This is a genomic window from Mesorhizobium sp. P2_E9 (assembly GCF_056403815.1).
In genome coordinates this window covers 151,213-177,933 of sequence record NZ_JBFUET010000015.1, presented here as the reverse complement: position 1 = coordinate 177,933, position 26,721 = coordinate 151,213, and the positions used below count along the sequence as shown (strand labels likewise).

At 63.6% G+C, this 26,721-nt stretch carries 23 protein-coding genes and 1 pseudogene; 4 read left to right on the top strand and 20 right to left on the bottom strand.

The features are described from left to right. Positions 1–68 precede the first annotated feature (68 nt). On the top strand, positions 69–2,390 hold the full coding sequence (locus tag AC1D05_RS25765; protein ID WP_477444532.1) for a PAS domain-containing sensor histidine kinase: 2,322 nt from the start codon (positions 69–71) through the stop codon (positions 2,388–2,390). A gap of 45 nt (positions 2,391–2,435) precedes the next feature. Here AC1D05_RS25765 and AC1D05_RS25760 read toward each other — a convergent pair whose 3' ends face one another. The 15 genes from AC1D05_RS25760 to AC1D05_RS25690 form a co-directional block, all read right to left on the bottom strand. Next, on the bottom strand, positions 2,436–2,915 hold the full coding sequence (locus AC1D05_RS25760) for an EF-hand domain-containing protein (RefSeq protein ID WP_477444531.1): 480 nt from the start codon (positions 2,913–2,915) through the stop codon (positions 2,436–2,438). Positions 2,916–3,055: 140 nt separating this feature from the next. Next, the gene (locus AC1D05_RS25755) at positions 3,056–6,016 is read right to left on the bottom strand and encodes a bifunctional [glutamine synthetase] adenylyltransferase/[glutamine synthetase]-adenylyl-L-tyrosine phosphorylase (protein ID WP_477444530.1); all 2,961 of its coding nucleotides are present in this window, start codon (positions 6,014–6,016) and stop codon (positions 3,056–3,058) included. Then, on the bottom strand, positions 6,016–7,488 hold the full coding sequence (locus AC1D05_RS25750) for a sensor histidine kinase (RefSeq protein ID WP_477444529.1): 1,473 nt from the start codon (positions 7,486–7,488) through the stop codon (positions 6,016–6,018). Before AC1D05_RS25750 ends, AC1D05_RS25755 begins: the two co-directional genes overlap by 1 nt. An 8-nt stretch (positions 7,489–7,496) precedes the next feature. Then, complete coding sequence (locus AC1D05_RS25745; protein WP_027041628.1) at positions 7,497–8,171, bottom strand: response regulator transcription factor; 675 nt, start codon at positions 8,169–8,171, stop codon at positions 7,497–7,499. Between the two features lie 365 nt (positions 8,172–8,536). Further along, the gene (locus AC1D05_RS25740) at positions 8,537–10,087 is read right to left on the bottom strand and encodes a Do family serine endopeptidase (protein ID WP_477444528.1); all 1,551 of its coding nucleotides are present in this window, start codon (positions 10,085–10,087) and stop codon (positions 8,537–8,539) included. 133 nt (positions 10,088–10,220) lie between these two features. Beyond that, positions 10,221–10,688, bottom strand: coding sequence for a cytochrome c-type biogenesis protein (locus AC1D05_RS25735; protein WP_477444527.1), 468 nt, complete (start codon positions 10,686–10,688; stop codon positions 10,221–10,223). Further along, a complete protein-coding gene (locus AC1D05_RS25730; RefSeq protein WP_477444526.1) occupies positions 10,685–12,676 on the bottom strand; it encodes a heme lyase CcmF/NrfE family subunit in 1,992 nt (663 codons plus the stop codon). The genes AC1D05_RS25735 and AC1D05_RS25730 overlap by 4 nt, the downstream gene beginning before the upstream one ends. Before the next feature lie 32 nt (positions 12,677–12,708). Further along, positions 12,709–13,152: a cytochrome c maturation protein CcmE gene (ccmE, locus tag AC1D05_RS25725; RefSeq protein ID WP_477444525.1), complete on the bottom strand. Its 444-nt coding sequence runs from the start codon at positions 13,150–13,152 to the stop codon at positions 12,709–12,711. Between the two features lie 2 nt (positions 13,153–13,154). Next, positions 13,155–14,288 (bottom strand): c-type cytochrome biogenesis protein CcmI, encoded by a 1,134-nt coding sequence (gene ccmI, locus AC1D05_RS25720; protein ID WP_477444524.1) that lies wholly within the window; start codon positions 14,286–14,288, stop codon positions 13,155–13,157. A 117-nt stretch (positions 14,289–14,405) separates the two neighbouring features. Further along, a complete protein-coding gene (locus AC1D05_RS25715; RefSeq protein WP_096456239.1) occupies positions 14,406–14,843 on the bottom strand; it encodes a hypothetical protein in 438 nt (145 codons plus the stop codon). A 187-nt stretch (positions 14,844–15,030) separates the two neighbouring features. Next, positions 15,031–16,401 (bottom strand): ATP-binding protein, encoded by a 1,371-nt coding sequence (locus AC1D05_RS25710; protein WP_477444555.1) that lies wholly within the window; start codon positions 16,399–16,401, stop codon positions 15,031–15,033. Between the two features lie 40 nt (positions 16,402–16,441). Next, positions 16,442–17,107 carry a response regulator transcription factor gene (locus AC1D05_RS25705; protein ID WP_019857144.1) on the bottom strand — a complete coding sequence of 222 codons (666 nt, stop codon included), beginning with the start codon at positions 17,105–17,107 and terminating at the stop codon, positions 16,442–16,444. Positions 17,108–17,227: 120 nt separating this feature from the next. Continuing rightward, positions 17,228–17,527, bottom strand: coding sequence for a hypothetical protein (locus AC1D05_RS25700; protein WP_477444523.1), 300 nt, complete (start codon positions 17,525–17,527; stop codon positions 17,228–17,230). A gap of 171 nt (positions 17,528–17,698) precedes the next feature. After that, the gene (locus AC1D05_RS25695) at positions 17,699–18,106 is read right to left on the bottom strand and encodes a DUF3168 domain-containing protein (protein ID WP_477219518.1); all 408 of its coding nucleotides are present in this window, start codon (positions 18,104–18,106) and stop codon (positions 17,699–17,701) included. A gap of 11 nt (positions 18,107–18,117) precedes the next feature. Beyond that, positions 18,118–18,351, bottom strand: a complete 234-nt coding sequence (locus AC1D05_RS25690) for a hypothetical protein (protein WP_477444522.1) — start codon at positions 18,349–18,351, stop codon at positions 18,118–18,120. Positions 18,352–18,465: 114 nt separating this feature from the next. Here AC1D05_RS25690 and AC1D05_RS25685 point away from each other — a divergent pair. Next, positions 18,466–19,243, top strand: a pseudogene (locus AC1D05_RS25685) (2-keto-4-pentenoate hydratase). A gap of 152 nt (positions 19,244–19,395) precedes the next feature. Then, positions 19,396–19,893, top strand: a complete 498-nt coding sequence (locus AC1D05_RS25680; protein WP_477444521.1) for a sulfocyanin-like copper-binding protein — start codon at positions 19,396–19,398, stop codon at positions 19,891–19,893. A 37-nt stretch (positions 19,894–19,930) separates the two neighbouring features. Here the strand turns inward: AC1D05_RS25680 and AC1D05_RS25675 are convergent, their stop codons facing one another. The 5 genes from AC1D05_RS25675 to AC1D05_RS25655 form a co-directional block, all read right to left on the bottom strand. Next, the gene (locus AC1D05_RS25675) at positions 19,931–20,737 is read right to left on the bottom strand and encodes an ABC transporter permease (RefSeq protein WP_477444520.1); all 807 of its coding nucleotides are present in this window, start codon (positions 20,735–20,737) and stop codon (positions 19,931–19,933) included. Next, a complete protein-coding gene (locus tag AC1D05_RS25670) occupies positions 20,737–21,570 on the bottom strand; it encodes an ABC transporter permease (protein ID WP_477444519.1) in 834 nt (277 codons plus the stop codon). The genes AC1D05_RS25675 and AC1D05_RS25670 overlap by 1 nt, the downstream gene beginning before the upstream one ends. Before the next feature lie 25 nt (positions 21,571–21,595). Continuing rightward, a complete protein-coding gene (locus AC1D05_RS25665; RefSeq protein WP_477444518.1) occupies positions 21,596–22,711 on the bottom strand; it encodes an ABC transporter substrate-binding protein in 1,116 nt (371 codons plus the stop codon). A gap of 68 nt (positions 22,712–22,779) precedes the next feature. Beyond that, positions 22,780–23,874, bottom strand: a complete 1,095-nt coding sequence (locus tag AC1D05_RS25660; protein ID WP_477444517.1) for an ABC transporter ATP-binding protein — start codon at positions 23,872–23,874, stop codon at positions 22,780–22,782. A gap of 265 nt (positions 23,875–24,139) precedes the next feature. Beyond that, on the bottom strand, positions 24,140–25,027 hold the full coding sequence (locus AC1D05_RS25655) for a LysR substrate-binding domain-containing protein (RefSeq protein WP_477444516.1): 888 nt from the start codon (positions 25,025–25,027) through the stop codon (positions 24,140–24,142). Between the two features lie 75 nt (positions 25,028–25,102). Between AC1D05_RS25655 and AC1D05_RS25650 the strand changes: the two genes are divergently transcribed. Next, positions 25,103–26,689, top strand: a complete 1,587-nt coding sequence (locus tag AC1D05_RS25650; RefSeq protein ID WP_477444515.1) for a zinc-binding metallopeptidase family protein — start codon at positions 25,103–25,105, stop codon at positions 26,687–26,689. Positions 26,690–26,721: the final 32 nt, after the last annotated feature.

The following is a 26,721-nucleotide window of genomic DNA, read 5'->3' as shown; positions in this document are numbered from 1 at the left end:
TGACGATTCGGATGTGCGGCGTTTGCCGGATCACCAAGCAGCATAGGCAAATTCGGGGAGTGCCATTTATGGCGAAGGCGGACGCGTGGGGCGCGCCCGGTGGGATGGCTTTTGCGCGTCGCGAGACGCGCAGCGACGGCCTTGCCGGGAATACGCGGCTCATCGCCGAACCGGCCTACAAGCGGCTTCTGGCCGCCGAGCCGCTGCTGCGCCGGTCGATACCGGCCCTCATCATCATCTTCCTTCTCGTCATCGCGGCGCTGCGCGTGCTGTCGCTGATGAACGAACGCGACGACGTCGAGCGCGATGCCAAGGCGATCCTGACGCTGGCGGCGGGTCAACTGGCCAGTTCGCTGGCCACCACCTCGGATACCGTGCCCGGCGCCATACAGGACCTGCTGGAGACCACCAGCCGCCAGGGCTCGATGAGCCGCAGCCATGTGCTCGTCATCACCGACAGCGCCTTCAAGATCACTGCGGTCACGCCGCGCTCGATGCCCTGGCAAGGCCATGCCCTCGACGGTCTCGTCGAGGGCGGCCAGCCGCTGTTCATGTTCGGCGATCGCGCCGGCGTCATGGAGGTCAATATCGGCGGCCAGGACTGGTACGCCGCGGTCAGCGTTGCCAAGGACCGGAAGGGTGCCGCGGCGGCCCTGGTGCCGCAGGAAGCGGTCTTCGACACATGGCGCAAGACCGTCTCGCTCAACGTTACCCTGTTCGTGCTGACGGCCGGCGTGCTGATCATCATCCTCTATGCCTATTTCGGGCAGGCGGCGCGCGCCCAGGCGGCCGATCGCATCTATCTCGAAGCGCATCAGCGCATCGACATGGCGCTGGTTCGCGGCCGCTGCGGCCTATGGGACTGGGACATGGTGCGCGGCAAGATGTATTGGTCGCGCTCGATGTACGACATGCTGGGCTACGAGCCCTGCGACACGATGTTGTCCTTCGGCGAGGTCGACGAGATCATCCATCCAGAGGACGGCGACCTGTTCGATCTCGCCAACAGAATTGTCGCCCGCGAGATCGACCACATCGACCAGGTGTTCCGGATGCGGCATGCCGATGGCCAATGGGTGTGGATGCGCGCCCGTGCCCAAGTTATGGATCCGGAGGCACCGGAAATCCAGCTGATCGGCATCGCCGTCGACGTCACCGAGCAACGCCATCTGGCGCTGCGTTCCGAGGCCGCCGATCTTCGCCTCAGGACCGCGATCGAGAACATCAATGAATCCTTCGTGCTGTGGGATTCGGCGCAGCGGCTGATCATGTGCAACTCCAAATACCAGCAGGACAACGGGCTCTCGGATCGCGATGTGATGCCGGGGGTGACGCGCGCTTCCTTGGAAGAGCGGATGCTGGCCTTTGCTTCCGAGCGGCGGCTTGCCAACACCAATGGTCCGCAAGGCGGCGCCACTTTCGAGCGGCAGTTGTCCGATGGCCGCTGGCTGCAGGTCAACGAACTCAGGACCAGGGACGGCGGCATCGTCTCGGTCGGCTCCGACATCACCCAGATCAAGCTGCATCAGGAAAAGCTGGTCGACAGCGAACGCCGGCTGATGGCAACGATCCACGATCTCAGCCTCGCCCGGCGCTCCGAAGAGGAGCGATCCAGTGAGCTGGTCGACCTCAACCGCAAATACATGAAGGAAACCGAGCGCGCCGAAGCGGCGAACCGGGCCAAATCCGAATTCCTGGCCAACATGTCGCACGAATTGCGCACGCCGCTGAACGCCATCATCGGCTTTTCCGAACTGATGGAACAGGGGCTGTTCGGCCCGCTGGGCTCGGAGCGCTACGAGGAGTACGCCACCGATATCAACAGCAGCGGCAAATATCTGCTGGGCGTCATCAACGACATTCTCGACATGTCCAAGATCGAGGCCGGCCAGTTCTCGCTGGACCAGGAGCAGATCGACCTCGGGCCGCTGATCAGCGAAACGGTCCGCGTCGTCTCGCTGCAGGCCGCGCAAAAGGCGATCACCGTGGAAACGCGTATCGCCGACGCGCTGACGCTGTTTGCGGATCGCCGGGCGATCAAGCAGATCGTCATCAACCTTCTGTCCAACGCGGTGAAGTTCACCGGCCAGGGCGGCCACATATCGGTCCGGGCCCGCAACACGTCCGGCGCGCTGGTGCTGACGATCGAAGACAATGGCTGCGGCATACCGAAGGCGGCGCTCGGCAAGCTCGGGCGGCCCTTCGAACAGGTGCAGAACCAGTTCTCCAAGAACCATGCCGGATCCGGTCTTGGCCTTGCGATCTCACGCTCGCTGGCCGAGCTCCAGGGTGGCGCGCTGAAGATCCGGTCGACCGAAGGCGTCGGCACGATCGTATCGGTGCGAATACCGGTCAAGAAGGCGCCGCCTATGGTCAAGGTTGCGGCGTGAGCAGCAGGCTCCCAGCGACATCGCCGGAGCCTGCATTAGACTATCTCACTGCACGCTGCCGTTGCTGTCGTCGTCATCCGATTGGCGGTGATGGTCAAAGCGGCCGCCCTTCGGCAGCTCGCTCCTCTCGATCTTGCCGTCATTGTTTTTGTCGAGCATGGCGAAGACCTTTTTCTCACGACCGGTGATGTCATCGGTGGTGACGGTGCCGTCGCCCTTGGTGTCGTAGCGGGCGATGATGCGCCTGGCCATCCGCTCGAAGCGCGCCTTCTCCAGCGCGTCGGCGAGCTGGGCGACGGTCAGCTTGCCGCCATTGGCGGCAACGAGCTTCTTCAGCCGCGCGTTCATGGCGTCGGAGAACTGGTCGAAGGTGATGGCGCCATCTGAATCGCTCATCGCCTTGTTGAGGCGCATCATTGTGTCCTCGCGCATTTTTGCGCTGGCATTGTTTTCGGCATAGGCGGTGGTGCCGACGGCGCCGGCGAGCGCTGCGAAGGCAAGGGCAAGCTTGGTTGACTTTCTCATGGGTCTTCTCCTGTTGCATCGTCACCCCCGATGCGAGAGCGGCGGATCTTCGATCCTGTTGCCGCTCTATCTCTTTGTTCAAGCATCGGATTTTCCCAAAACCGGTTTCCACTTTTGGGTCCGATGCTTCGACAGCTATTTCACGGTCGTCCGGCACGAAGCAAAAGATCAAAATCCTTCCTGACCCTTTGCGACGTCTCCTTGAGATGTGCTTCCAGCACACTGAAATCCGGCAGGTCGGTCACCGCCAGAAGCAGATCCGAAAGCCCCGGCGGAACGTCATCGCGCTCGAAGGCTCCGGTGAGGCATAGCCGCGTCATCTGGGTCAGCGCCAGATAGAGCGCGAAGGCAGCACCAAGTTCTTGCCGGACGCCGGCATCGGCGAAGCCAGGTGCGAGGCGGGACAGGATCTCGGCCGTACCGGTGACACGCGGCCTGGCCTCGACCTGCCCGGTGATGACAGCCACCTGGGCGATAAATTCGAGATCGATCAGCCCGCCGGGGATCAGCTTGATATCCCAGAGGTCACGCGCCGGCTTTTCCGTCTCGATCATGGCGCGCATGTCCGAGGCCTCGGCCTTCGCCTTTGCCGCGTCGCGCGGCAGGCCAAGCACGGCCGCGACTTCCGCTTCGACCTCGGCGCACAGGCCGGCATCGCCGCCAATGGCGCGCGCCCGCGACAGCGCCATATGCTCCCAGGTCCAGGCCTCCTGGCGCTGATACTTCCTGAAGGCGTCGATGTGGGTGGCCACCGGCCCTTTGTTACCTGACGGCCGCAGCCGCAGATCGAGTTCGTAGAGCACCCCTTCCGCCGTCGGTGCCGAGACGGCCGCGATCAGCCGCTGCGTCATGCGCGTGTAGTAGTGCGAGGGCGCCAGCGGCTTGTCGCCGTCGGAGTCCTCGGCATCCGCGTCATGGTCGTAAAGCAGGATGAGGTCGACATCCGATCCCGCGGTCAACTCGCGGCTGCCGAGCTTGCCCATGCCGAGCAGCGAAACCACGCCGCCGGCGATCGTGCCGTGGCGCGCCGCGAACTCGGCGGTCACTGCCTGCAAAGCCGCCTCGATGGTGAGATCGGCCAGATCGGAAAAGGCGCGGCCGGCCCGGGCCGGATCGATCGAGCCGGCAAGCAGCCGAACACCAATCAGGAATTTTTGCTCCGAGGCAAAGATGCGCAGCCGGTCGAGCACGTCCTCATAAAGGCGATCGCCTTCAACAAAGGCGGACAGCCGCGCCGACAGATAGGCGCGGTCCGGCAGTTCACTCAGCAAGGCCGGGTCGAGCAAGCCGTCGAAGACATGCGGCCGGCGCGTGATGATCGCCGCCAGCCGGGGTGCCGCGCCCATGATCGTCGCCATCAGCTTGAGCAGCGCCGGGTTCGACTGCAGCAACGAGAACAGCTGGATTCCGGCTGGCAGGCCGGCGAGGAATTCGTCGAAGCGGATCAGGGCCTCGTCCGCCCGGCGCGTCTGGCCGAATGCCTTGAGCAGTGCCGGCGTCAATTCCGTCAGCCGCTCGCGCGCCTCCGCCGACCGGGTGACGCGATAGCGTCCGAAATGCCAGCCGCGGATGACACGGCAAATGTCGCTCGGCCGCTGGAAGCCGAGGCCATGCAAGGTTCGCAGCGTATCAGGGTCGTCGACGTCACCGGTGAAGACCAGATTGCCAATGCCCGCCGAAAGCTCCGGTGCTGTTTCAAACAGCGCCGCATAGTGGCGCTCGACCTGTTGCAACGAGGCGCGGAAGGCCAGGGAAAAGGCCGCGGCATCGGCAAAGCCCAGCATGCGGGCGATGCGCTCCAGCCCTTCATCGTCTTCCGGCAGCGTGTGCGTCTGCTCGTCGGCCACCATCTGGATGGCGTGTTCTACACGGCGCAGGAACCAGTACTGGCGGGCGAGTGCGTCACGCGCCTCAGTGGTGATCCAGCCGCGTGCTGCGAGCTGGCCAAGCATCGGCACGGTCTCGCGGCCGCGCAATTCCGGAAAGCGGCCGCCGGCGATGAGCTGCTGGGTCTGGACGAAGAACTCGATCTCACGGATGCCGCCACGGCCGAGCTTGACGTTGTGGCCTTTTACGGCGATCTCGCCATGGCCCTTGTGGGCGTGGATCTGGCGCTTGATCGAATGGACGTCGGCGATCGCCGCATAGTCCATGTATTTGCGCCAGATGTAGGGCTGCAACTCCTTAAGGAAGGCAGCGCCCGCGGCGAGGTCGCCGGCCACCGGACGCGCCTTGATCATCGCGGCACGTTCCCAATTCTGGCCACGCGCTTCGTAGTACCGCAGTGCTGCTTCAACGGGGATCGCCAGTGGGGTCGAACCGGGATCCGGGCGCAACCGCAGATCGGTGCGGAAGACATAGCCGTGCTCGGTCCGATCCTGCAGGATGCGCACCAGCCGTCGCGTCAGCCGCGAAAACAGCTCGGTGGCGTCGAGCGGATCGACAATTGCGGGTGCTTCCGGATCGAAGAAGACCACGAGATCGATGTCGGAAGAGAAATTCAGCTCGTGCGCTCCGAGCTTGCCCATGCCGAGCAGGATCCAACCCGACTGCCGCGACGGGTTGTCGAGATCGGGCAGTTTGAGCTTGCCCTGGCCATGCGCGTCGCGCAACAGGAAGTCGACTGCCGCTCGGGTGCAGGCATCGGCAAGATCACTCAGCCGCCGCACCGTCAGCGACGTTTCCGCTTCACCGGCGAGATCGGCGAGTGCGATCAGGAAATGCGCCTCGGCCTTGCACTGGCGCAGCTCCATCATCAGGCTGGATTCGGAGACCGCCTCGGCCAGTGGCGCCTGGTCGATCGCGGCGGTGATCGCTTTCAGGCGCGCCTCGACCGGCTGGTCGAAAAGAGCATTCAGAATCCGGGGCCGGCGACGCGCCGTATCGCGCAAAAACGGCGAGAGGTCGAAGACAGCGGCGAGGAAATCCTGGCCTTCCCCCTTGGCGACCAGGAACTTGACCAGCCGCGCCAACCCTTCTTCACGTGCCGCCGCGGCGATTTCGGCCAGTTCGTGCCGCGCCCGGCCTTCGTCGAGAGGGACAAGCCCAACCGCCGGCTTCAGCAGCCAGTCCGTGACCGTCCGTTTCGCAACCGCAGCCATCAGTGATCCTCCCGCGCGGGGAAACTCATGACCACGGACAGTCCCGGATTGCCAGACAAGAGATCAAGCCGTCCAGAGTGGAAGGTCATGACCGCCTTGGCGAGGCTGAGGCCAAGGCCGGAGCCCGGCTGCGAGCGGCTCTTTTCCAGCCGGACGAAACGTTCGGTCGCCCGGGCGCGATCGGCATCGTCCGGAATGCCCTGGCCGTTGTCGGCGACACAAAGCCTGATCTCGCTATGGGCGCGCTCAAGCGTCACCCGGACCGCCGGCTTGGACGTGGAATCCGTCGAATATTTGATCGCATTGTCGACGATGTTGGACAGCGCCTGGCCGATCAGCTCGCGGTTGCCGTTTACGATAAAGGCGCCGTTCACTTCGGCTTCGAGCGAAACGCCGGCCTCTTCCGCCACCGGCTCGTAGAGTTCGACCACATCACGCACGGCTGCCGCCAGATCGACGCGATTGGTGTGTTCGGATGAATATCCGGCCTCCAGCCTGGAGATCATCAGGATGGCGTTGAAGGTCTTTATGAGTTGGTCGGATTCGGCGATGGTGCCTTCGAGCGCCTGACGGTAATCGGCAGGTTTGTGCTTGCCGGAAAGCGTCGCTTCGGCACGGTTGCGCAGCCGGGTCAGCGGCGTCTTGAGATCATGCGCGATGTTGTCGGAAACCTGCTTCAGGCCTTCGTTGAGCGTTGCGATTCTGGCCAGCATGGAGTTGAGGTTCTCCGAAAGCCGGTCGAACTCGTCGCCGGCGCCAGTCACCGGCAGCCGGCCCGAGAGATCACCGCCCATGATGCGACGACTGGCCTCCGACACGCTGTCGATGCGCTTCAGCGCGGCACGGCCGACAAAGAACCAGATGAGGAGTCCGCCGAGCCCCATCATGCCGAGCGCCAGCATCAGGGCGCGGCGGATAACGGCGCGAAAACGCTCCGGTTCGCCAAGATCGCGCCCGACCAGCAGGATCATCTGATTGGGCAGCCGCAGCACCAGCGCAATGGCGTTGTGACCTTTCTCGCCCTCTGTTTGCGTCGCATCGTTTGAAGGGGATGGCGTCGGGTCGGACGCTCCACTGCGCAAACGATCAAGCTCGCCTTCGCCGAAGCGCTTGTAAGAGAACGGCTCGGTCGTCCAGCCCTCGGTATCGATCACACCAGGTTCCAGGGCCTGCACATTGCCGGTCAGTATCTGGCCATTGGTGTCGGCGATCAGATAGAGGTTGGCGCCAGGCTGACGGGAGCGGTTTTCGACCACGCGCACCAGCAACGGCAGGCCGCCCTTTTTGTAGGCGCTGGCCAAGCCTATTATCTCATCATTGATTGTGTCCTGCGTCTGCCCGGTCAGCATGCTCGCTGACAGCGACGTCATGTAGAAGACCAGCAGCACGGCGCACAGCGCGAAAAGCAGGAAATAGAGCGCCGAAAGCCGCGCTGCCGTCGTCTTCATGATGGCGGGCACGGAAAGAGCCATGCTGTCGCCTAGCCGCCCTTCAGCATGTAGCCGGCGCCGCGAACCGTATGCAGGATCGGCTTGTCGAAACCCTTTTCGATCTTGCCGCGCAACCGCGAGACGTGAACGTCGATGACATTGGTCTGCGGGTCGAAATGATAATCCCAGACATTTTCGAGCAGCATGGTGCGCGTCACGACCTGGCCGGCATGGCGCATCAGATATTCGAGCAGGCGGAACTCGCGCGGCTGCAGCGTGATCTCGCGCGCCGCCCGGCGGACCGAATGCGACAGCCTGTCGAGTTCAAGGTCGCCAACCCGGTAGACGGTTTCGGCCTCCTTGGCGCTGGCGCGGCGGTTCAACACCTCGACGCGGGCCAGAAGCTCGGAGAACGCATAGGGCTTGGTCAGATAGTCGTCGCCGCCGGCGCGCAGGCCGGTGACCCGGTCATCGACCTCGCCCAGCGCCGATAGGATCAGCACCGGCGTGGTGTTGCCCCGGGAGCGAAGACCCGCAATGACCGACAGGCCGTCGCGGCGCGGCATCATCCGGTCGATGACCATCACGTCGTAGTCGCCGGCGTCGGCAAGCGCGAAACCGGTTTCGCCATCACCGGCGACATGCGCGGTATGACCGGCCTCGGCGAAGGCTTTCTGCAGATAATCCGCAGCCTCGCGATCGTCTTCTATGACGAGAATCTTCATGGGGCCGTTATACGCGATTTCGCTGGAAGGTTGAGTAGCCGGCATCTGCATTTTAGCCTTTGCCAAAGCGCGTCGCGATCAAGATGATCGGGACCGCGCGCGATAAAATCTTGTTCTCTGATTGTCTTCATCCCGGACAAGCCTGTTTCGGTCCTGTTTCGGGGCATGGTCCTGCAATCATGACGTCCTCTCGGCCCAGGCCCGAGGGAGCGCTTTTAGGCGACTTCCAAAATGTGCGGCAGCGGGCGATGGGAGGCCCGCTGCCGCTGGAGGAGAGCACGATGACTGACTAACGTACCCGGCTCCATGCTTTCCCATGCGGTGGCTCGGGGGTGTTTGAAACCGCCGCACCGGAAAAGTCGTTGTCAGCCCTTGGCGACGGGCAGCGCGACGAAGCGGTTGTTGTCGTCGCGGGTGATCTGCATCAGAACGGCCTTGCGTCCGGCCTTCACCGCTTCGGTCATTGCCTTGGTGACGTCGTCGGTGCCGTTGACTTCGGTCGAGTTGACAGCGGTGATGATGTCACCCGGCTGGATGCCGCGATCGGCGGCATCGCTGTCGGGATCGACATCGGTCACCACAAGACCCTTGCCGTTTTCGGACTTGGTGACTTTGAGACCGAGATCGGCCAGCGTGTCGGGCTTCGCCGGGGTGGCGGGCTGCGGCGGCTGGTCGTTCGAGGCCTGCTTGTCGCTGGCCGGCAGCTTGCCGAGATCGACCTTGATCGTCTGGCTCTTGCCGTCGCGCCAGACGGTGACGTCAACCGACTTGCCCGGCGAATAGGCGCCAATCAGGCGGGCGAGTTCCTTCGGCGAAGCGACGTCCTTGCCCTCGACCTGGGTGATGACGTCGCCGGCGGTGATGCCGGCCTTCTTGCCCGGGCCATCGTCCTGGGCGCTCGAAACCAACGCGCCATTGTTGGTCTTCAGACCGAGCGATTCGGCGATGTCAGACGTGACCGGCTGGATTTCGACGCCGAGCCAGCCGCGCTGCACCGCACCGTTCTTCATCAGGTCTTCGACAACCTGCTTGGCGGTCGAGGCAGGAATATCGAAGGCGATACCGACACTGCCGCCCGAAGGCGAGAAGATCGCGGTGTTGATGCCGACAACCTGGCCGTTGAGATTGAAGGTCGGGCCGCCCGAATTGCCGCGGTTGACCGAAGCGTCGATCTGGAGGAAATCGTCATACGGGCCGGCGCCGATGTCACGGCCACGCGCCGACACGATGCCGGCGGTGACGGTGCCACCGAGACCGAACGGATTGCCGACGGCCACAACCCAGTCGCCGACCCGAACCTTGGAATCGTCGGCGAAGTCGACATAGGTGAACTTGCCGCTGCCTTCGACCTTGAGCACGGCGAGATCGGTGCGCGGGTCGGTGCCGACCAGCTTGGCGTCGAGTTCCTTGCCATCGTTGGTGACAACCGTGAAAGCGGTGCCCTCTTCGACGACGTGGTTGTTGGTGACGAGGTAGCCGTCATCGGAGATGAAGAAGCCGGAGCCCTGTGCCACCGGGCGCGGCTCGTCATTGTTGCGGTCGCGATGACCGAACCGGCGGTGGCCGTCGTCGTTCTGGCCGTTCTGGTCGCCAAAGCCACGGAATTCCTTGAAGAAGCGGCGCAGCTGGGGATTGTTGGGAAGATTGTCGAGACCGTCCTGGTCATCGGAGCCATCATCGGCCGTCGGCTGGATCTTGGCCTTCACCTTGACGCTGACGACGGCCGGCGAAACGCGCTCGACGACATCGGCGAAGCCTTGCACCTGCGGCGCCTCGACGCGTACGGCATCGGCCAGAACGGGGCTGGTTCCAGTGGTCAACGCGCCAACGCCGATCACGCCGGCAACGGCGATCGAAGCGACGGCTGCCATGAGACGCTTGCGGGTGACGGAATATGAATTGGGGGCAATATTCATGGATCTCTTATCCTCTTTCAAACGGACGCTGCTTGATTGGCATCCTCAGGGAGAGAGAATTAGAGAGGCGCACATTACGGCGCCATTTCCGACACATGAAACTTTGGTAATGTTGGTGGGGCGGTCGCCGCCGTCAGTCGCGGTGAAGGATGGCGTCCAGTGCCGCCTGTTCATCTGATGACAGCGACTTTGTCGCCAGTGTCCGGCGCGACCGCGCGGTCAGCGCAATGAATACGCCTCCGACCAGCAGCAACAGCACGGGCGTGCCCCAAAGCAGTGCGTTGCGCAGGTCGAAGCGCGGCTTCAGCAGCACGAATTCGCCGTAGCGCGAAACGACATAGTCCATAACCTGCTGGTCGGTATCGCCGGCGACCAGGCGCTGGCGCACCAGGATACGAAGGTCGCGGGCAAGATCGGCATCGGATTCGTCGATCGACTGGTTCTGGCAGACCATGCAGCGCAGGCCTTCCGACAGCGCCCGCGCCCGCGCCTCGAGCGCCGTATCGGCCAGCATCTCGTCAGGCTTCACCGCCATTGCCGTACCGGCAAAGAACAGCGCCAGCAAAAGAACAATGGAGATCAGTGAAAGCCTTGCACTCATGGCAGGGCCGCGGGCGCCACGGCGCTGGCCTGCTTGCGCCGGCGCGAGGGCGCACCGACACGCAGGCGCCTGTCCATCAGCGACATGGCAGCACCCGCCATCATCACGAGGCCGCCGCCCCAGATCAGCGTCACCAGCGGTTTCCACCACAGGCGCACCACGACGGAGCCATCCTTGCCTTCATCACCGAGCGAAATGTAGAGCTGCGAAAAACCAAGGGTCTTGATGCCGGACTCCGTCGTCGTCGTCTGCCGTACCGGAAAGAAACGCTTGGCGGAACTGATTTCGCCGACTGCACTGCCGCCGACGCCGATCAGTTCGAAGCGGCCACGGTCCTCGCTGTAGTTTGGCCCTTGCGCCGGATAAAGCCCGACGAAACGCAGCGTATGGCCGGACAATTCCACAGTCTCGCCGGCGCGCATGCTGAGGATCTTCTCGGTGCCGAAGGAGAGCGTGGCGACGATGCCGAGCAAGGTCAGGCCGAGGCCGAGATGAGCCAATGCCGTGCCGAAAACCGAGCGCGGCAGGCCGGCAAAGCGCCTGAACATGACGGCCGGGGCGACCGAGCCGACGCCGGACTTGACGGCGAGATCTGTGAGCGCGCCGGCGACCAGCCAGACGGCAAGGCCGATGCCGAGGGCGGCGAACACCGACGCGCCGTCGATAAACAGGCCGGTGACCAGCATCGCTGCCAGCGCCGTGGCAAAGGCCGCCATCAAGCGTTGCGATGCGGCGAAGACATCGCCCCGCTTCCAGGCCAGCAGCGGACCGAACGGCACGATGGCCAGAAGCGGCAGCATCAACGGGCCGAAGGTGAGGTCGAAGAACGGTGCCCCGACCGAGATCTTGTCGCCGGTGAGCGCCTCCAACGCCAGCGGGTAAAGCGTGCCGACGAGCACCGTGGCGGTCGCCGTGGTCAGGAACAGATTGTTGAGGACGAGCGCGCCTTCGCGAGAGATCGGGTGGAACAGGCCGCCGGCCGTCAACCTCGAGGCGCGCAGCGCAAACAGCGCCAGCGAGCCGCCGATGAACAGCGTCAGGATGCACAGGATGAAGACACCGCGTGTCGGATCGGTGGCGAAGGCGTGCACCGAAGTCAGCACACCTGAGCGCACCAGGAAGGTGCCGAGCAGCGACAGCGAAAAGGTGAGGATGGCGAGCAGCAGCGTCCAGATCTTCAGCGCCGAGCGCTTTTCCATGACGATGGCCGAATGCAGCAGCGCGGTGCCGGCCAGCCACGGCATAAAGGAGGCGTTTTCGACCGGATCCCAGAACCAGAAGCCACCCCAGCCGAGCTCGTAATAGGCCCAGTATGATCCCATGGCGATGCCGCCGGTCAGGAACATCCAGGCGACCAGTGTCCATGGCCGCACCCAGCGCGCCCAGGAGGCGTCGATGCGGCCCTCGATGAGGGCTGCAACCGAGAAGGAGAAGCAGATCGAGAAGCCGACATAGCCGAGATAGAGCAGCGGCGGATGAATGGCGAGGCCGAGATCCTGCAGGACCGGATTGAGGTCACGGCCTTCGATCGGCGCCGGATTGAGCCGGATGAAGGGATTGGACGTCGCCAGGATGAACAGGAAGAAGGCAGCGCCGATGGCGCCCTGCACGGCCAGCACATTGGCGCGCAGCGTCGCCGGCAGGTTGGAGCCGAACGCGGCGACCAGCGCGCCGAAAAAGGTCAGGATCAGCACCCAGAGCAGCATCGAGCCTTCGTGATTGCCCCAGGTTCCGGTGATCTTGTAGATCATCGGCTGCAGCGAATGCGAGTTTTCCCACACACTCGCCACCGAGAAATCGGAGTTCGCGTAGGCACTGGCCAATGCCGCGAAGGACAGCGCCGTCAGGGCAAAGCCGGTGATCGCAACGGGACCGCCGACAGCCATCAGGCGCTGGTTGTTGAGGCGCGCGCCAAACAGCGGCACGATCATCTGCACCAGCGAAAGCGCGAACGCCAGGACCAGCGCGAAATGTCCGGTTTCAACCATGGTTGTTCCCGATATCCACGTCTGCTCTCCCGCTACTCACTCTTGCTCTCCTGCCAGACGCCCTTGGCCTTCAGGCCGTCGGCCACTTCCTTGGGCATATAGCGCTCATCATGCTTGGCCAGCACGCTGTCGGCAACAAAGACACCGTCCGGGCCGAAGGTGCCCTCAGTGATGACGCCCTGCTCCTCGCGAAAAAGGTCGGGCAGAATGCCGGTATAGGTGACCTTGACCGATTTATGCGTGTCGGTAACCGAAAAAGCGACCGTCGCCCCCTGCCCGCGCTGGATGGTGCCTTTTTCAACCAGACCGCCGAGCCTGATGCGCTGACCGGGCTGGACGCTGGCCGTGGTGAGGTCCGCCGGCATGTAGAAATAGGAGGCCTTCTGGCCAAGCGCGTAGAAGGTTAGCCCGGTGGCGGCGCCCAGGAAAGCCAATCCGCCTGCAATGACCGACAATCGTTTCTGCTTGCGCGTCATGTCTACTCCGTCGCCGTCAGGCCAAGCGAGGCGGCAAAGGCGGTGAATTTCTTAGCTTCGTCACTGCCGGCGCCAAAGACGGCGATGGCGCGGCCGAGCGCATCGCGCGCCTGATCGGCCTTGCCCAGCACGACATAGGAACGAACGAGCCGCATCCATCCTTCCGGGTCACGCGGATTTTGCCGCAATTTCTCGTCGAGGCCGGCGACCATCGTGCTGATCATGGCTTCGCGATCCTGCGGCGACAGGGAGGATGCGTTGTCGACATCCGCAACGTCAGGGCCTTTTGCAGGCGCACCGGAAGCGACTTCGCCGGACTTGGCCAATGCCTGTTCGACAGCGCCGCGCCATGGCGAATCCGGTGGCAAAGTGCCCAGCATGGCCTGCCAGGCCGTGACCGCATCCTTGTTCCGTCCCTCCTGCGCCAAGGCCATGGCCAGATAGAAGCTGGCTTTCGCATTGGCCGGATCGAGCTTCAGCGCCGCCTCGAAAGCATCCTGGGCATCGGCGGAAACAACGCCGCCCGCCGCACCGGCGATTGCCTCGCCGAGGCCAGCCTGGCGAACAGCGCTGTCGCCATCGAAGCGGATGGCGTTGCGATACGCGGCCGCCGCGTCGGAAAAGCGCTGCATGCGCAGATAGACCGGGGCCAGCACGTCCCAGCCCCTGCCGTCGGAAGGGTTGGCGGCAAGGTGGGCCTCGGCCCGCGCCACCAATTCGTCGACCGAACTGTCGGCCGGGTTCTTGGCCAGACGTTCGCTGAGCGGCTGCGATGGCAGGTCAGGCGAGCCGAGCCGGCTGTAAACACCCCAGCTGATCAGCGGTACCGCCAGCACGGCCACGGTCGCGACAAGGCGCGCCGTGACCGAGACCTGCCTGGCCGATGCCTTGCCGGCCGTATCCGCAGTGTCGAGGCGAAGGATGCGGCGCGCGATCTCGGCGCGCGCCTCGGCCGCTTCCGCCGGCTGGATCAAGCCACGCGCGGCGTCGCGGTCGAGCTCGGACAATTGATCGCGATAGACTTCCAGATCGTGATCGCCGCTCGATGAGTCGCTCTTCGAGCCGGCCGCCAGCGGCAGCAGCACCGCCAGGCTCGCACCCAGCGTCAGTATCGCGGCTATGACCCAGAACAGCATGGTTCTTCCAATAACGACAGAGCCCTGCCCTGCCAACACAAGCATCCTGCGACGCTTTGACGGCCGCCGCGCCTGACGTCCTTGATCGATATCAACCGGCCGGAGCCGGTCTGGACATCAGGTCAGCGGCGTCCAGCTGCCATCGGCGTTGCGGCAAGCGGTTCCGCGCGCCGTGACGCCTGCTCCGCCGGTGAACACCGTCTGCGTGTACTGGCGGCAATCCTGCGAACCGACGCGATAGGGTTGGGCCGGAACCACCTCGCCATAGTGCGATGCCTGATCGCCCTTCCACGCCACTTTCTGGCCGCTCGTCGTATATTCGAGCGCCTTGTATTCCGCCTCGAGCGCGCTGCGTTTTTCCGATTCACTGAGGCCGTTGCCGATCGAGCCGCCGATAAGACCGCCGTCCATCGCCGAAATGATCGACTTGGTGACCTTGCCGCTTGACGGAGGCGTCGAGGCCGGTGTCGGCGCGAGCGTTGGGCCCTTGCCGCTCAAGGTGCCGCAGCCGGATAGGGCCAGCAGGGCGGAAACGAGCGCGACGCGAATCTTCATGCCAACAACCGGTTTTCTTGAGTTGGAGCCTGCCATGGATGCGCCGGGGGCCGCGTCATCGGAGAAGTAGGTGTGGCCATAGTATTGATATTTGTCGGAAATTTGGCCACCGCCGGCCGCTCCTGGAGCAATCGGTATGCCGCCATACCACACGCCATCCACCGCTGTCGATTGGCCAGGGAAAGCGTCACTGAAGGCTCCGCAATCGCACCACTGCCTTCAATCCACCCAGGCCGGACCGTTCGAGCGCGAGAACGCCTCCATACTCGTTGACGAGGTCGGCGACAATGGCCAGCCCCAGACCTGTTCCCGGTTTTGTCTCGTCCAGGCGCCTTCCACGCTTCAACGCATCGCGCGCCTTGTCCTCGGGAATGCCTGGGCCGTCGTCGTCGATGCTAATCTCGAAAAGATTGTCATCCTTGCCGGCCGACGGCGCCACCGTGACCGACACCGCGCTCTTTGCCCATTTCATCGCATTTTCGAGAAGATTGCCCAGCAATTCCTCAAGGTCCTCGCGCTCACCGGCAAACACGATCTCGGTGGCCGGAAGCGTCAGCGACAGGCTGGTCTGCGGGTTGAGCTTCTGCAAGACCCGCACCATGCGCTGCACCAGCGGCGCCACCGGCGTGCGGTAGACGACGCTGTCGCGTTGCGCCGCGACGCGGGCGCGCTGCAAATAATGGTCGACCTGCTTCTGCATCGAAGCGGCCTGCTCGGCGATCAATTGTCCCTTGGCGCCGCCAAGCGCCCGGCCTTCGTTGAGCAGCACCGCCAGCGGCGTCTTCAGCGAATGGGCGAGATTGCCGACCTGGGTTCGCGAGCGCTCGACGATGCGTTTGTTGTTTTCGATCAAGGCATTGGTTTCGTTGGCTAATGGTTCGATCTCGGCCGGGAAGCGGCCGTCGAGCCTCTGCGCGGTGCCTTCGCGCACCATGGCAAGCGCGTTGCGGACCCGGCGCAGCGGCTGCAGGCCGAGCAGGATGGCGATGGCGTTGATGGCGATCATGCCGACGCCGAACAGGCTGAGATAAGTCAGCAGGCGGCGCTGGAAGGTGGAGATTTCCTGTTCCAGTTCGCTCTGGTTGCCCATGACGCGGAAACGCGCGGCGCGGTTCTTGGCGTCGAGCACGAATTCGCTCTCGAACACTTCGAGTTGCTCGCCGTCGATGCCTTCAGCCGCATAGCCGCGCTGGAAGCTGGCATTGAAGGGCACTTCGGCGACGCTTGGCGAAGGGATTTTGCTCGTCATCGACGACGAATGAAGGTCGCCATGCACGCCTTCGGAGGCAGGCTCCACCGACCAGTACCAGCCTGAATTCGGTTCAGAGAAGCGGAGATCGCCGAGGTCGGGAGCGCCCGTCAGCGCTCCCGTGTCGGAAATGCCGATGGACCCGATCAGGTTGAACAGATGCGCCGACAAAAGGCTGTCGAAGCCGCGCTCGCTGGCCTGGCGATAGAGCGTGGTGATCAAAGTGAAGATGACGACAAGGGTCAGGATCGCCCACACCGTGGAAAAGGCGATGACGCGGAACGTCAGCGAACGCGGCCACACGCGCAGCGAAAGCAGCGCCCTTGCGGTTGGTTTGAGCGGTTCCGAGTTACGCCTCCGGCTCGCGCATGCGGTAGCCCATGCCACGCACGGTTTCGATCATGTCGATGCCCATCTTCTTGCGCAGCCGCCCGACAAAGACCTCGATGGTGTTGGAATCGCGGTCGAAATCCTGGTCGTAGAGATGCTCGACCAGTTCGGTGCGCGAGACCACCTCGCCCATATGGTGCATCAGATAGGCAAGCAGACGGAATTCGTGCGAGGTCAGTTTCAGCGGCACGCCGTCGACATCGGCCTTCGAGGCCTTGGTGTCGAGACGCAGCGGCCCGCAGGTGAGTTCGGACGAGGCATGGCCGGCAGCGCGGCGGATCAGGGCCCTGAGCCGCGCCAGCACTTCCTCGATATGGAACGGCTTGGTGACATAGTCGTCCGCGCCGGCATCGATGCCGGAGACCTTGTCGCTCCAGCGGTCGCGCGCCGTCAGGATCAGCACCGGCATCTTGCGGCCGCCGCGACGCCAGCGCTCGACCACGCTGATGCCGTCCATCTGCGGCAGGCCGATATCGAGCACGACGGCGTCATAGGGTTCGGTGTCGCCGAGGAAATGGCCTTCCTCGCCGTCAAAGGCACGATCGACGACATAGCCGGCGTCGACCAGCGCATCCGCTATCTGCCGGTTGAGATCCTTGTCATCCTCGACGACGAGTACACGCATGCGGAGATCGATACCTGTTGAAGAGCTTGGTCAGATTGAAGACTTGGGCAGATTGAAGACTGGGCAGATATAGGCCGATTCCGGCGGCCTGGGAACGTGGCCTCTAAGAGGGAAGATTGGTCAGTTCTGCGGAACGACGATCTCGGAACGGCGCGGACGCTGCCCGTCCTTGCCCGGCACCAGCACGACGATGACGCAGACCGGCTGGCCACCGCGTGTCGACTGCGAGGCTTTTGCGAGCGTCCCGCCATTCTGCTCGGCCACCTGCTGGCCGATCGCGTAGCAGTCGGATGCGGCCAGGACGATCGCGCTGGCCTGGTCGGGCGCGATCACCGGCATCGCTGTCGCCTGCGACGCGAACAGCCCGGCAGCACAGAGCGCCAGGGTCGCGGTTCGAAAGTGGGAGCGAAGCGTTTTCATGGTCGGCGTTGTAACGCATCGGTGCTGAACGTGAAATGAACAGTGATCGATGCGAAAAACATGCCCGCTGCACCCTGAACGCGAGACGACCGATGGTGATTTCGACGCCCCAACCCGACGAAATCCCGGAGACGCCAATCTAGACTCCGTTACGGTCAGATTGAAAGCGTGTCAGGCATCTTCCTGCGTCAGCGCACGAAACCGCAGCAGTCCGTGATGCACCAGAAGATCCTCGTCGTAACGGGCCTCGGTGAATTCAAGCGACAGCCGCGTGTGGCCACGCGGACCGATCACCAGCGCCGCATCGGCAAGGCGCGTCTTGATGGCGTCCATGATGGCAAGCGTTTCGGCTTCGCCCTGGGCTTTCGACCAGACATGCAGCGTGATCAGCTGATCGTCATTGTTGTCGGCGCCGGTGTTCCAGTCAAAGGCGCTGGTCTGGCCGCAGGTCACATAGGGAAAGGCGGCATTGTCGGTTGCCTGTTCGAGCAAGCCAGCGCCGCTTAGCAACGCCGACAGCGACTTATCGCTTTTCAGCCTTAGAAACAGTGCCTGCAGCAAATCGCCGGGCGCGGTCATAGTTCATTTCCTCAAGCCGTTGCGCAACCGACAATGCTTTTCCAAAGCCTGTCCGTGTTTTGCATGCCTCGCCAGATATAGCCATTCGCCACGCGAAGGCGATGGCGATTCGTCATCAGAATGATGGATGCCGATGATCTCGGAAATACGACTTTACCGATATTCCAGTCAGCGGTCGCGATATGGCCGGAACCAGGAAGCCACGCATCAAGCACCAGTTCCGCCGGCAAGATGGGCATGAACATGGTGTCCTGCTTGCCTGCTCAGGGGATCGTGCCCCATATGGGCCGGCCCACACGATGGTCCCTGCCGGCTTTGGCCGGCTAGCGGGGCATTTTTTAAGATTTCCGGAGCTGACGATGCTCGATGCAGAAAAGGCCAGGGCCGCGTCTCGGTTGATGGTAGGCCATTGGGACAACGGCACCCGTCTCGATGCCATACCCCTGGAGTTGCGGCCGCAAACGCGGATCGACGGCTACGCCATTCAGTCGCATGTGATGGATCGTTCTTCAGCTCCGCTTTCCGGCTGGAAGATTGCCGCAACCAGCCTGGCCGGACAAAGGCATATCAATGTCGATGGCCCGATGGCCGGCCGTCTGCTCGCCGAGAAATCGGTCGAAATTGGCGGCACCGTTTCGCTGGCGACGAGCAAGGTGCGTGTTGCCGAGATCGAGTTCGCTTTCCGCTTCGGCCGTCCGTTGCCGCCGCGTCCGGCGCCCTATGGTGATGGAAGCGGTGGCGAGCCTACACCCGGCGATCGAAATTCCGGACTCACGCTACAATGATTTCTGTGCCGTCGGCGCGCCGCAGCTCATAGCCGACAATGCCTGTGCCAATCTGTTTGTCATCGGCGAGGCCGTCGAAGACGATTGGCGCGACGTGAACCTCGCGGAGCATCCGGTGGCCGGTCTCGTTTCCGGCAAGTCGCGGCACGATGGATCGGGCGCGGCTGTGCTGGGCGACCCCCGTATCGCGCTCACATGGATCGTCAATGAACTGTCGGCCCTCGGCATCGCACTCGAGCCGGGCCAGGTGGTGATTACAGGCACCTGCGTGACGCCGATCAGCGTCGAGGCGGGTGACGAAGTCATCGGCGATTTGGGCAGATTCGGCCGTGTCTCGGTGCGGTTTGTGTAGGGCGCCTCGCTGCTGATGATGAACTGTCCAATCGCGAGCGAACGGTCGGTCGCCGGCCTGTTTGATCTGACGCAATGACGGCGTGCGACGTTCATGACGGAATGGACATCGGGATGTAGAGCGCTCCTGCTGCTGTCCCGAAGGAGATCGTCATGAAAACCATATACAGGAAAGCAGCGCTCGGGCTTGCAGCCGCAATGCTCTTGGCCGGCAGTGCCAGCGTCGTCCAGGCTGCTTCGCTTGTCCAGATTTCGCTCTGGGACAAGGGCGCGAATACGGAGATGCCGATGGGGCTCGCCTATGCGACGCCCGGAATTGATCTTGCCAAGGCGACCATGGGCATCAAGGCTTTGCCAGGTGTAGTGAAGGCCGGTGAGGCCACATTCAATGTGAAGAATGATTCCAAGGACACCATTCACGAAATGATCGTTATGCACCTTGCCGATCCCGGCAAGCCGCTTCCCTACATTGATTCCGCGAATCGGGTCGACGAAGACAAGGCTGGCGACAAAGGCGAAGTTTCGGAACTTGACCCCGGCAAATCAGGCACATTGACCGTCGATCTGATCGCTGGAAAATACCTGCTTGTCTGCAACGTGCCAGGGCACTATGCCGCCGGCATGTGGGCCGAATTCACTGTCGAGCCGTAGGCGTTGGGCTTAAAGCGAGCTTTGTGCGTCGGGTTGATCAGTGCCCGGCGCGTTGCCTGGTGACCGCACTGCGCACCGCCAGCACCAGCACCGTGATGATGATCAGGATCACCGATAGCGCCGCGATCGCCGGATCGATGTTGTCACGCAGGCCCATCCACATCAGGCGCGGCAGCGTGATGGCGTTGACCGAGGTGATGAACAGGGTGACGCCGATCTCTTCCCAGGACAGCACGAAGGACAGCAACGCCGCGGTGACGATGCCGAACTTGATGTTGGGCATGATGATGCGGGTGGCGCGCTCCCAGACACTGGCGCCGAGGCCCCGCGCGGCAAGGTCGATGCGGCGGTCGAGCTGGCTGAGCGAGACCAGGATCAGCACCGTGGCGAAAGGCACCGTCATCACCGAATGCGCCATTGCGACGCCAAGCCAGGTGTCGTAGCCGAAGAAGGAAGAGACGCCGGAGACCGACGTGAGCAGGAAGTATAGCGTGATCGCCGAGACCACAGGCGGCACCACCATCGGCAACAGCACGAAGCCGACGAGAGGGGCGGTAAAGCGCGGCTGGAACATCCAGACGCCGAGGCTGAAGCACAGCGCGAGCACGGTGGAAAAAGCGCTGCTGACGACGCCGATGCGGATCGACAGCAGGATCGACTGGAGCCAGCGCGGATCCTCGATCAGCGAGCGATAGTGGCGCAGCGACAGTTCGCCTGATGGCATCGCCAGCATGCGGCTCGGCGTCAGCGACACCGGGATGACGGCGAGCAGCGGCATCAGCAGGAACAGCGCTACTAAGGCGGCGATGACCAGCGAGACGGGCCCGGGGCGATAGGTCGGCATCAGATCAGCTGCTTCGGTTTGACGTAGCGGAAAAGCAACGCCATCAGCGCGCCGACGAATAGCACCAGCACGACGCTGATCGCAGCCCCCAGACCCCAGTCAGGGCTCTGGAAAATCCTGAGATAGATCAGCTCGGCGATCATGACGCTGCGGCCGCCACCAAGGATCGCCGGCGTGACGAAGAAGCCGAGCGAGAAGACGAAGACGATCAGCGCCGAGCCGATGATGCCGGAGCGCGTCATCGGCACGAACACCGTCCAGAAGGTGCGCATGCGGCTGGAGCCAAGCCCGCGCGCCGCCAGCAGCACGCGGTCGTCGAGGCTGCGCATGGTCGATGCCAGCGGGAAAACGGCGAACGGAATGAGGAAATGCGTCATGCCGACGATGACGCCGAACTCGTTGCGCACCAGCGTCAGCGGTTCGGAGATGAAGCCGATCGATTGCAGCCAGGTGTTGATCAGGCCGCGATTGGACAACAGCGCCACCCAGCCGAAGGCGCGCGTCAGCACCGAGATCCAGAACGGCACCAGGATGCAGAATTCGGCGATGAGGCGCTGCGCCGGGCTGCCGCGCACCCAGACGACCGTGATGGCATAGGCGGCGGCGACGGACACGACAGTGACGATGGCCGCGATGCGCAGCGTGCGGATGAACACCGACTGAACCAGATCGTCGGTCAGCAACGCCTCGTACTGGCCAAGCCCTGGCGTCGGCAGAGTAAAACTCCACTTCACCACGCCGAGGAACGGCCAGGCATAGGCCAGGACAAGAAACAGGAGCAGCGGCGCCATCAACAGCGCCGCGCCCATCCTGTCGGAGAGATATGCTCTCATCTGGACCCGATTATCCCGGCCTTGGTCAGGCGGAGATGATCTTGGTGTATTCGTCGAGCGCGGCGCCATAGTTCTTGGCGTACCAATCCATGTCGAGCGCGATCTGCTTCTTCATGTTTTCCGGATCGACGGGGTTGATGCGCTTCTTGTCGGCGGGGATCAGCGCGTCGGCGGCCGGATTGGCCGGGCCCTGGCCAAGCTTGTCAAACATGACGAGCTGCTTTTGCGGATCCTGGGCGCTGGCGATGAACTTCATCGCCGCGTCTTTGCCGCCCGGGTTGCCCTTGAGCACGGCGAGCGCGCCGGGCGAGATCAGGCCCTGGTCCCAGATGAACTTGATCTTGCCGCCGGAATCCTGCTCGATCAGCGAAGCGCGCGTCGACCAGACGATGGCCATCGAGGCTTCGCCATTCAGCAGCACGCTCTGGCTCTCGGCGCCGCCACCCCAGTAGGCGACGACGTTTTCCTTGAAGGCGGCGATCTTGTCATGTGCCCGCTTGAGATCGAGCGGGTAGAGCGAAGCCGGCGCGATGCCGTCGGCCAAAAGCGCCGCTTCCCAGCTCGACACGCCCCATTTGTAGAGCGAGCGCTTGCCGGGGAACTTCTTCACGTCGAAGAAGTCGGCCATGCCGGTTGGGGCATCCTTGCCGTATTTCTCGGAATCATAGGCGATGACATAGGAGAAGAAATAGGTCGAAGCGGCAAACTCCCAGCCAAAGCCGGGGCGCATCTTCGTCTTGTCGACGATCTTGTAGTCGATCGGCTCCAGCGCGCCCTGGGCGCCGAGCGTAATGGCCGAGAACGGGTCGACGTCGACCAGATCCCAGGTCGGCGCGCCGCTCTTGAACTGCGCCGAGATGGCGCCTTCGGTCGGGCCCGAGCCGTCCATTTTCACCGTGATGCCGGTGTCCTTGGTGAAGGCCTGGCCATAGGCCGCATCATAGGCGGTGATGGCGTCGCCGCCCCAATTGACCAGCACCAGCTCCTTGGCCTGGGCAAAGGCGCCGGTCGCGCGCAGCAGCATCGGCGTGCCGGCGAGCACGAGCGCTGCCAGCTGCGTGAACTGGCGCCGGGAGATCTCACCGCGGCCTGCCCTTGCGGACAGGCTGTCGATGGCTTGTTTCTTGGTATCGTTTGTCATGTCAGTTCCCCTTTTTTGTCGTTGATCATTCCCGGAAGCCTGCGTGTCCCATCGGTCCGCGCCAGCGCTCATTGTCCTCCGTCCGGAAGGAGGAAACCCTTTTCCGCCGGCCAGGTCAGCCAGACGGCATTGCCTTTGCTCAATGCGGCGGCAGCGACTTCATTCGGCACCGAGACGGTCACCTTGGCGCCTTGGCGCGTCGTCAGGTCGAGCTTGGTCGCGGCGCCCATATAGGTCGAGGCAATGGCGGTCGCGGCAATGCCATTTTCGCCGACGGTCGCCTCGCGCGCGATCGACATGTGTTCAGGCCGGATCGCCAGGATGGCGTCACCTCGGACCTTCTCGGCCTTGCAATGCATGCTCACCGCGCGGTCCTCGCAGAGCCCAGTCGAGCCATTGTCGGCCGGTTGCACGCCCTTTAACGGCAGCATGTTGATCTCACCGAGGAACTCGGCGACGAAGCGGTTGTCCGGACGGTCGTAGACTTCATCCGGCGCGCCGACCTGCAGCAGTTTGCCGTGGTTGAAGATGGCGACGCGCGACGACAGCGCCAGCGCCTCGCTCTGGTCGTGGGTGACGAAGACGAAGGTGGTGCCGGTTTCCTGGTGCAGGCGCTTCATCTCGGCCTGCATCTGGCCGCGCAGGCTCTTGTCCAACGCCGAGAACGGTTCATCGAGCAGGAGCACGCCCGGTTCAAATACCAGCGCGCGGGCAAGCGCCACGCGCTGCTGCTGGCCGCCGGAGAGCTGCGAGGGCAATTTCTTCTCGTGGCCGACCAGACCGACGCGCTCGATCATTTCACCGACGCGCTTCTTGATGTCGGCGGCCGATTTCTTGCGCACCTTGAGCGGGAAAGCGATGTTGGCTTCGACGCTCATATGCGGGAACAGCGCGTAGCCCTGGAACACCATGCCGGCGGCGCGCTGCTCGGCAGGGCGGTCGGTAATGTCGGTGCCGTCGCTGAAAAGCTTGCCTTCGGTCGGCTGCACGAAGCCGGCCAGGATCATCAGGAAGGTGGTCTTGCCCGAGCCGGAGGGGCCGAGCAGCGTCAGGAACTCGCCGCGGCCGATGTTGAGCGACAGATTGTCCAGCGCACGGAACGAGCCGAAGCTCTTGCCGATACCGATTGCCTTGATCTCTGCGGCCCGGCCGGGTTGCTGCATCCTGCCTCTTCCTCAGTCTCTGGTGAAATCGTAGGCAGGCTCACGGCTCACCGCAACCGAATAGTTTTCGCCTGATCGGCAAATTTGATTCACGGGTGGGAGACTGGGCGCGCCTAATCTCCCTCCTTGAGGGGGAGATGTCGCCAAAGGCGACAGAGGGGGTCGCCGCGCATGGAGCGCCAACCTTCATCCGCCGCAGCAGGCCGAGCCCAGTCGAACCGACCCCCTCTGGCCGCTTCGCGGCCATCTCCCCTCGAGGGAGAGATTAGAGTCTGTTCTCCGACAGCTTTGCCCTTAGCCAGTCGCTGAAGGCATTGAGCACGGGATGGCTGGCCTTGGCATGCTCGAAGACCAGGAAATAGGAGCGTGGCGAGGGGACCGAAGCTTCAAACGGCTTGACCAGCCGCCCCTCGCTCAGCGCCCGGCGGCCGGTCAGCTCGTCGCCCATGGCAATACCCTGTCCGGCGACCGCCGCCGAAAAGACGAGGTTCATGTCGGAAAAGAAGATACCGCCTTCGGTATCGGGATTCTCCACCTTTGACAGCGCCAGCCAGCGCGCCCAATCCTCGGTGTCGCCGAGATGCAGCAGATTGGCGCGCAATACGTCGGCGGGTTTGGAAAATCCACCCACCTTGTTGAGCAGCGTCGGGCTGCAGAGTGGCGTGAAGGAGACTTCGCAAAGCAGCTCCACCACCCGGTTCGGCCAGTTGCCAACGCCAAAGGCGATGAAGGCGTCGGCCTCCGGATTGCTGACATCGTCGAGGCGGCGAGGCGTCAGGATAGACAGCGCCACGTCCCGATACATTTGCTGGAACTCGCCGATATGGCTGCACAGGAACATCGAGGCGAAGCCCGGAGGACAGGAAATGGCGAAGGAACCACCGACGCCGGCGCCGCTGTTTTGCGTCCCCGCGTCGCCGAGCACGGTCAGCGCCTTCCTGACATCGGCTGCGTAGCGCTGGCCGCGCGGCGTCAGTGCCACCCCTTTGCCGATGCGCTGCAGGAGATCGAAGCCGAGATCGCGTTCCAACAGCCGCAACTGGTGGCTTACCGCGCTGCGGGTGAGGTGCAGTTCGTCAGCGGCACGCCAGACGCTGCCGTGGCGGGCGAAACTGTCGAGAGCGCGCAGTGCCTGTGTGGATGGAATTCTCAAGAGGTGAACCGAATTTGCACGAACCGGGAAAACATATCACTTTTTGACGAGCCGCTTCACTGCTTTCTTTGTGGCATGGACAAACCGGTGGCGACATCAGCGCAAGAGACCGCCCTTGCCTGCCTCGACGGCATCCAGCCGCTGCTGTCGGCGTGGACGCGCACCATCTTCGATTTCGGCGAGACCGCCTGGCGCGAATACCAGTCCGCCGCCTGGTATGTGGCACGGCTGAAGCTTGAGGGGTTTTCCGTCGAGGAAGGCTCGGGCGGCATGCCGACCGCATTTTGCGCCCATTGGACGAATGGCGCCGGGCCGACCATCGGCATGTATGCCGAATATGATGCCGTCCCCGGCAACTGCCAGGACGCGGTGACGGTGAAGCAGCCACGGCCCGGCCTTGGCGTCGAGGCCGGCGGCCACACCGACCCGCATTCGGGGCTCGGCATGGCAAGCCTTGGCGGCCTGCTGGCCACCAAGGCGGCGATGCAGCGGCACGGTATTTCGGGCACGTTGCGCTTCACCGGCGAGCCGGCCGAGAAGGTGCGGGGGTCGAAGCCGATCCATGCGGCAAAAGGCTATTATAACGGCCTTGCCGGCATGATCTCCTTCCATCCCTTCTACATGCTGCCGCTCTGCAACACGGCGCGCTGGGATACGCATTGTGGCGCCGCCTACGCCATGATCTACCGCTTCATCTGCGACGAACCCGAAAACTGGGTTCGCGCAGGCGACGGCGCACCGATCCCGCAGGCACATTCGGCGGTGCGGGCACCGGGCGCCAACGACGCGCTGATGATGATGTACATGGCGTCCAAGGCGCTGCGCGATTCCATGCTGCCGCACCAGGGCGGCTGGTCGATCAGCGAGGCGATCCTGACGGCCGGCCAGGCGACCGCCGACAATCTGCCGGCAGGGCTGGCCGAAATCCAGTACATGATCCGGGTGCCGACCATCGGCATGGCCGAGCAGGTCACCGCCGTGCTCGACCGCAATGCGGCGGCGGCTGCCACGATGAGTGGCTGCCGATACGAGCGACACTGGGTGTCGAAGTCGCGGCCAGGGCTGGCCAACCACGCCATGGCCGAGATTGCCTATGAAGCGCTGTCAACGGTCGGCCCGCCGCGTTGGGACGAGGCCGCCAGGGCGATCGGGCGCGAAATCCAGGTCAATGCCGGGGCTGCCGCGACCGAAAACCCGTTCGTCGATGAGCTGGAGCGGCTGATCGCGCCAAAGGACGCGGAAGCGATCCTGCGCCGCGACCTGCCGCCGTCGCAGGTGAATTCAACCTCCGACGACTACACCGACATGAGCTGGCACGCGCCGACGGCACGCTTCTATGTCGCGCGTCCGGCGTTACGTTCGGCGAATGGCCACGCCTATCCCTCCTGGGTGATGAATGCGCTGGGTGGCATTTCCGCCACCATCGACCCGATGGTGACCTGTGCGGCCAAGACGGTCGCGCTGGCGGCGCTGCGCCTGCTCGAGGACAAAATCGCCCGTGATACGGCGATGGACGAGTTCGTCACCCGCACTGGGGGCGGCGTCGGCGGTTCGAACTGGATCGCCCCGCTCTGCGACTACGATCCGCCAATCAACTTCCGCTGGCCGGAATATGTCACCACCGCGCGCGGCCGCGACTGGTGGATTCCAAGCAACGCATGATCCGACCAACCCTTGAGAACAAGCCCACGAGG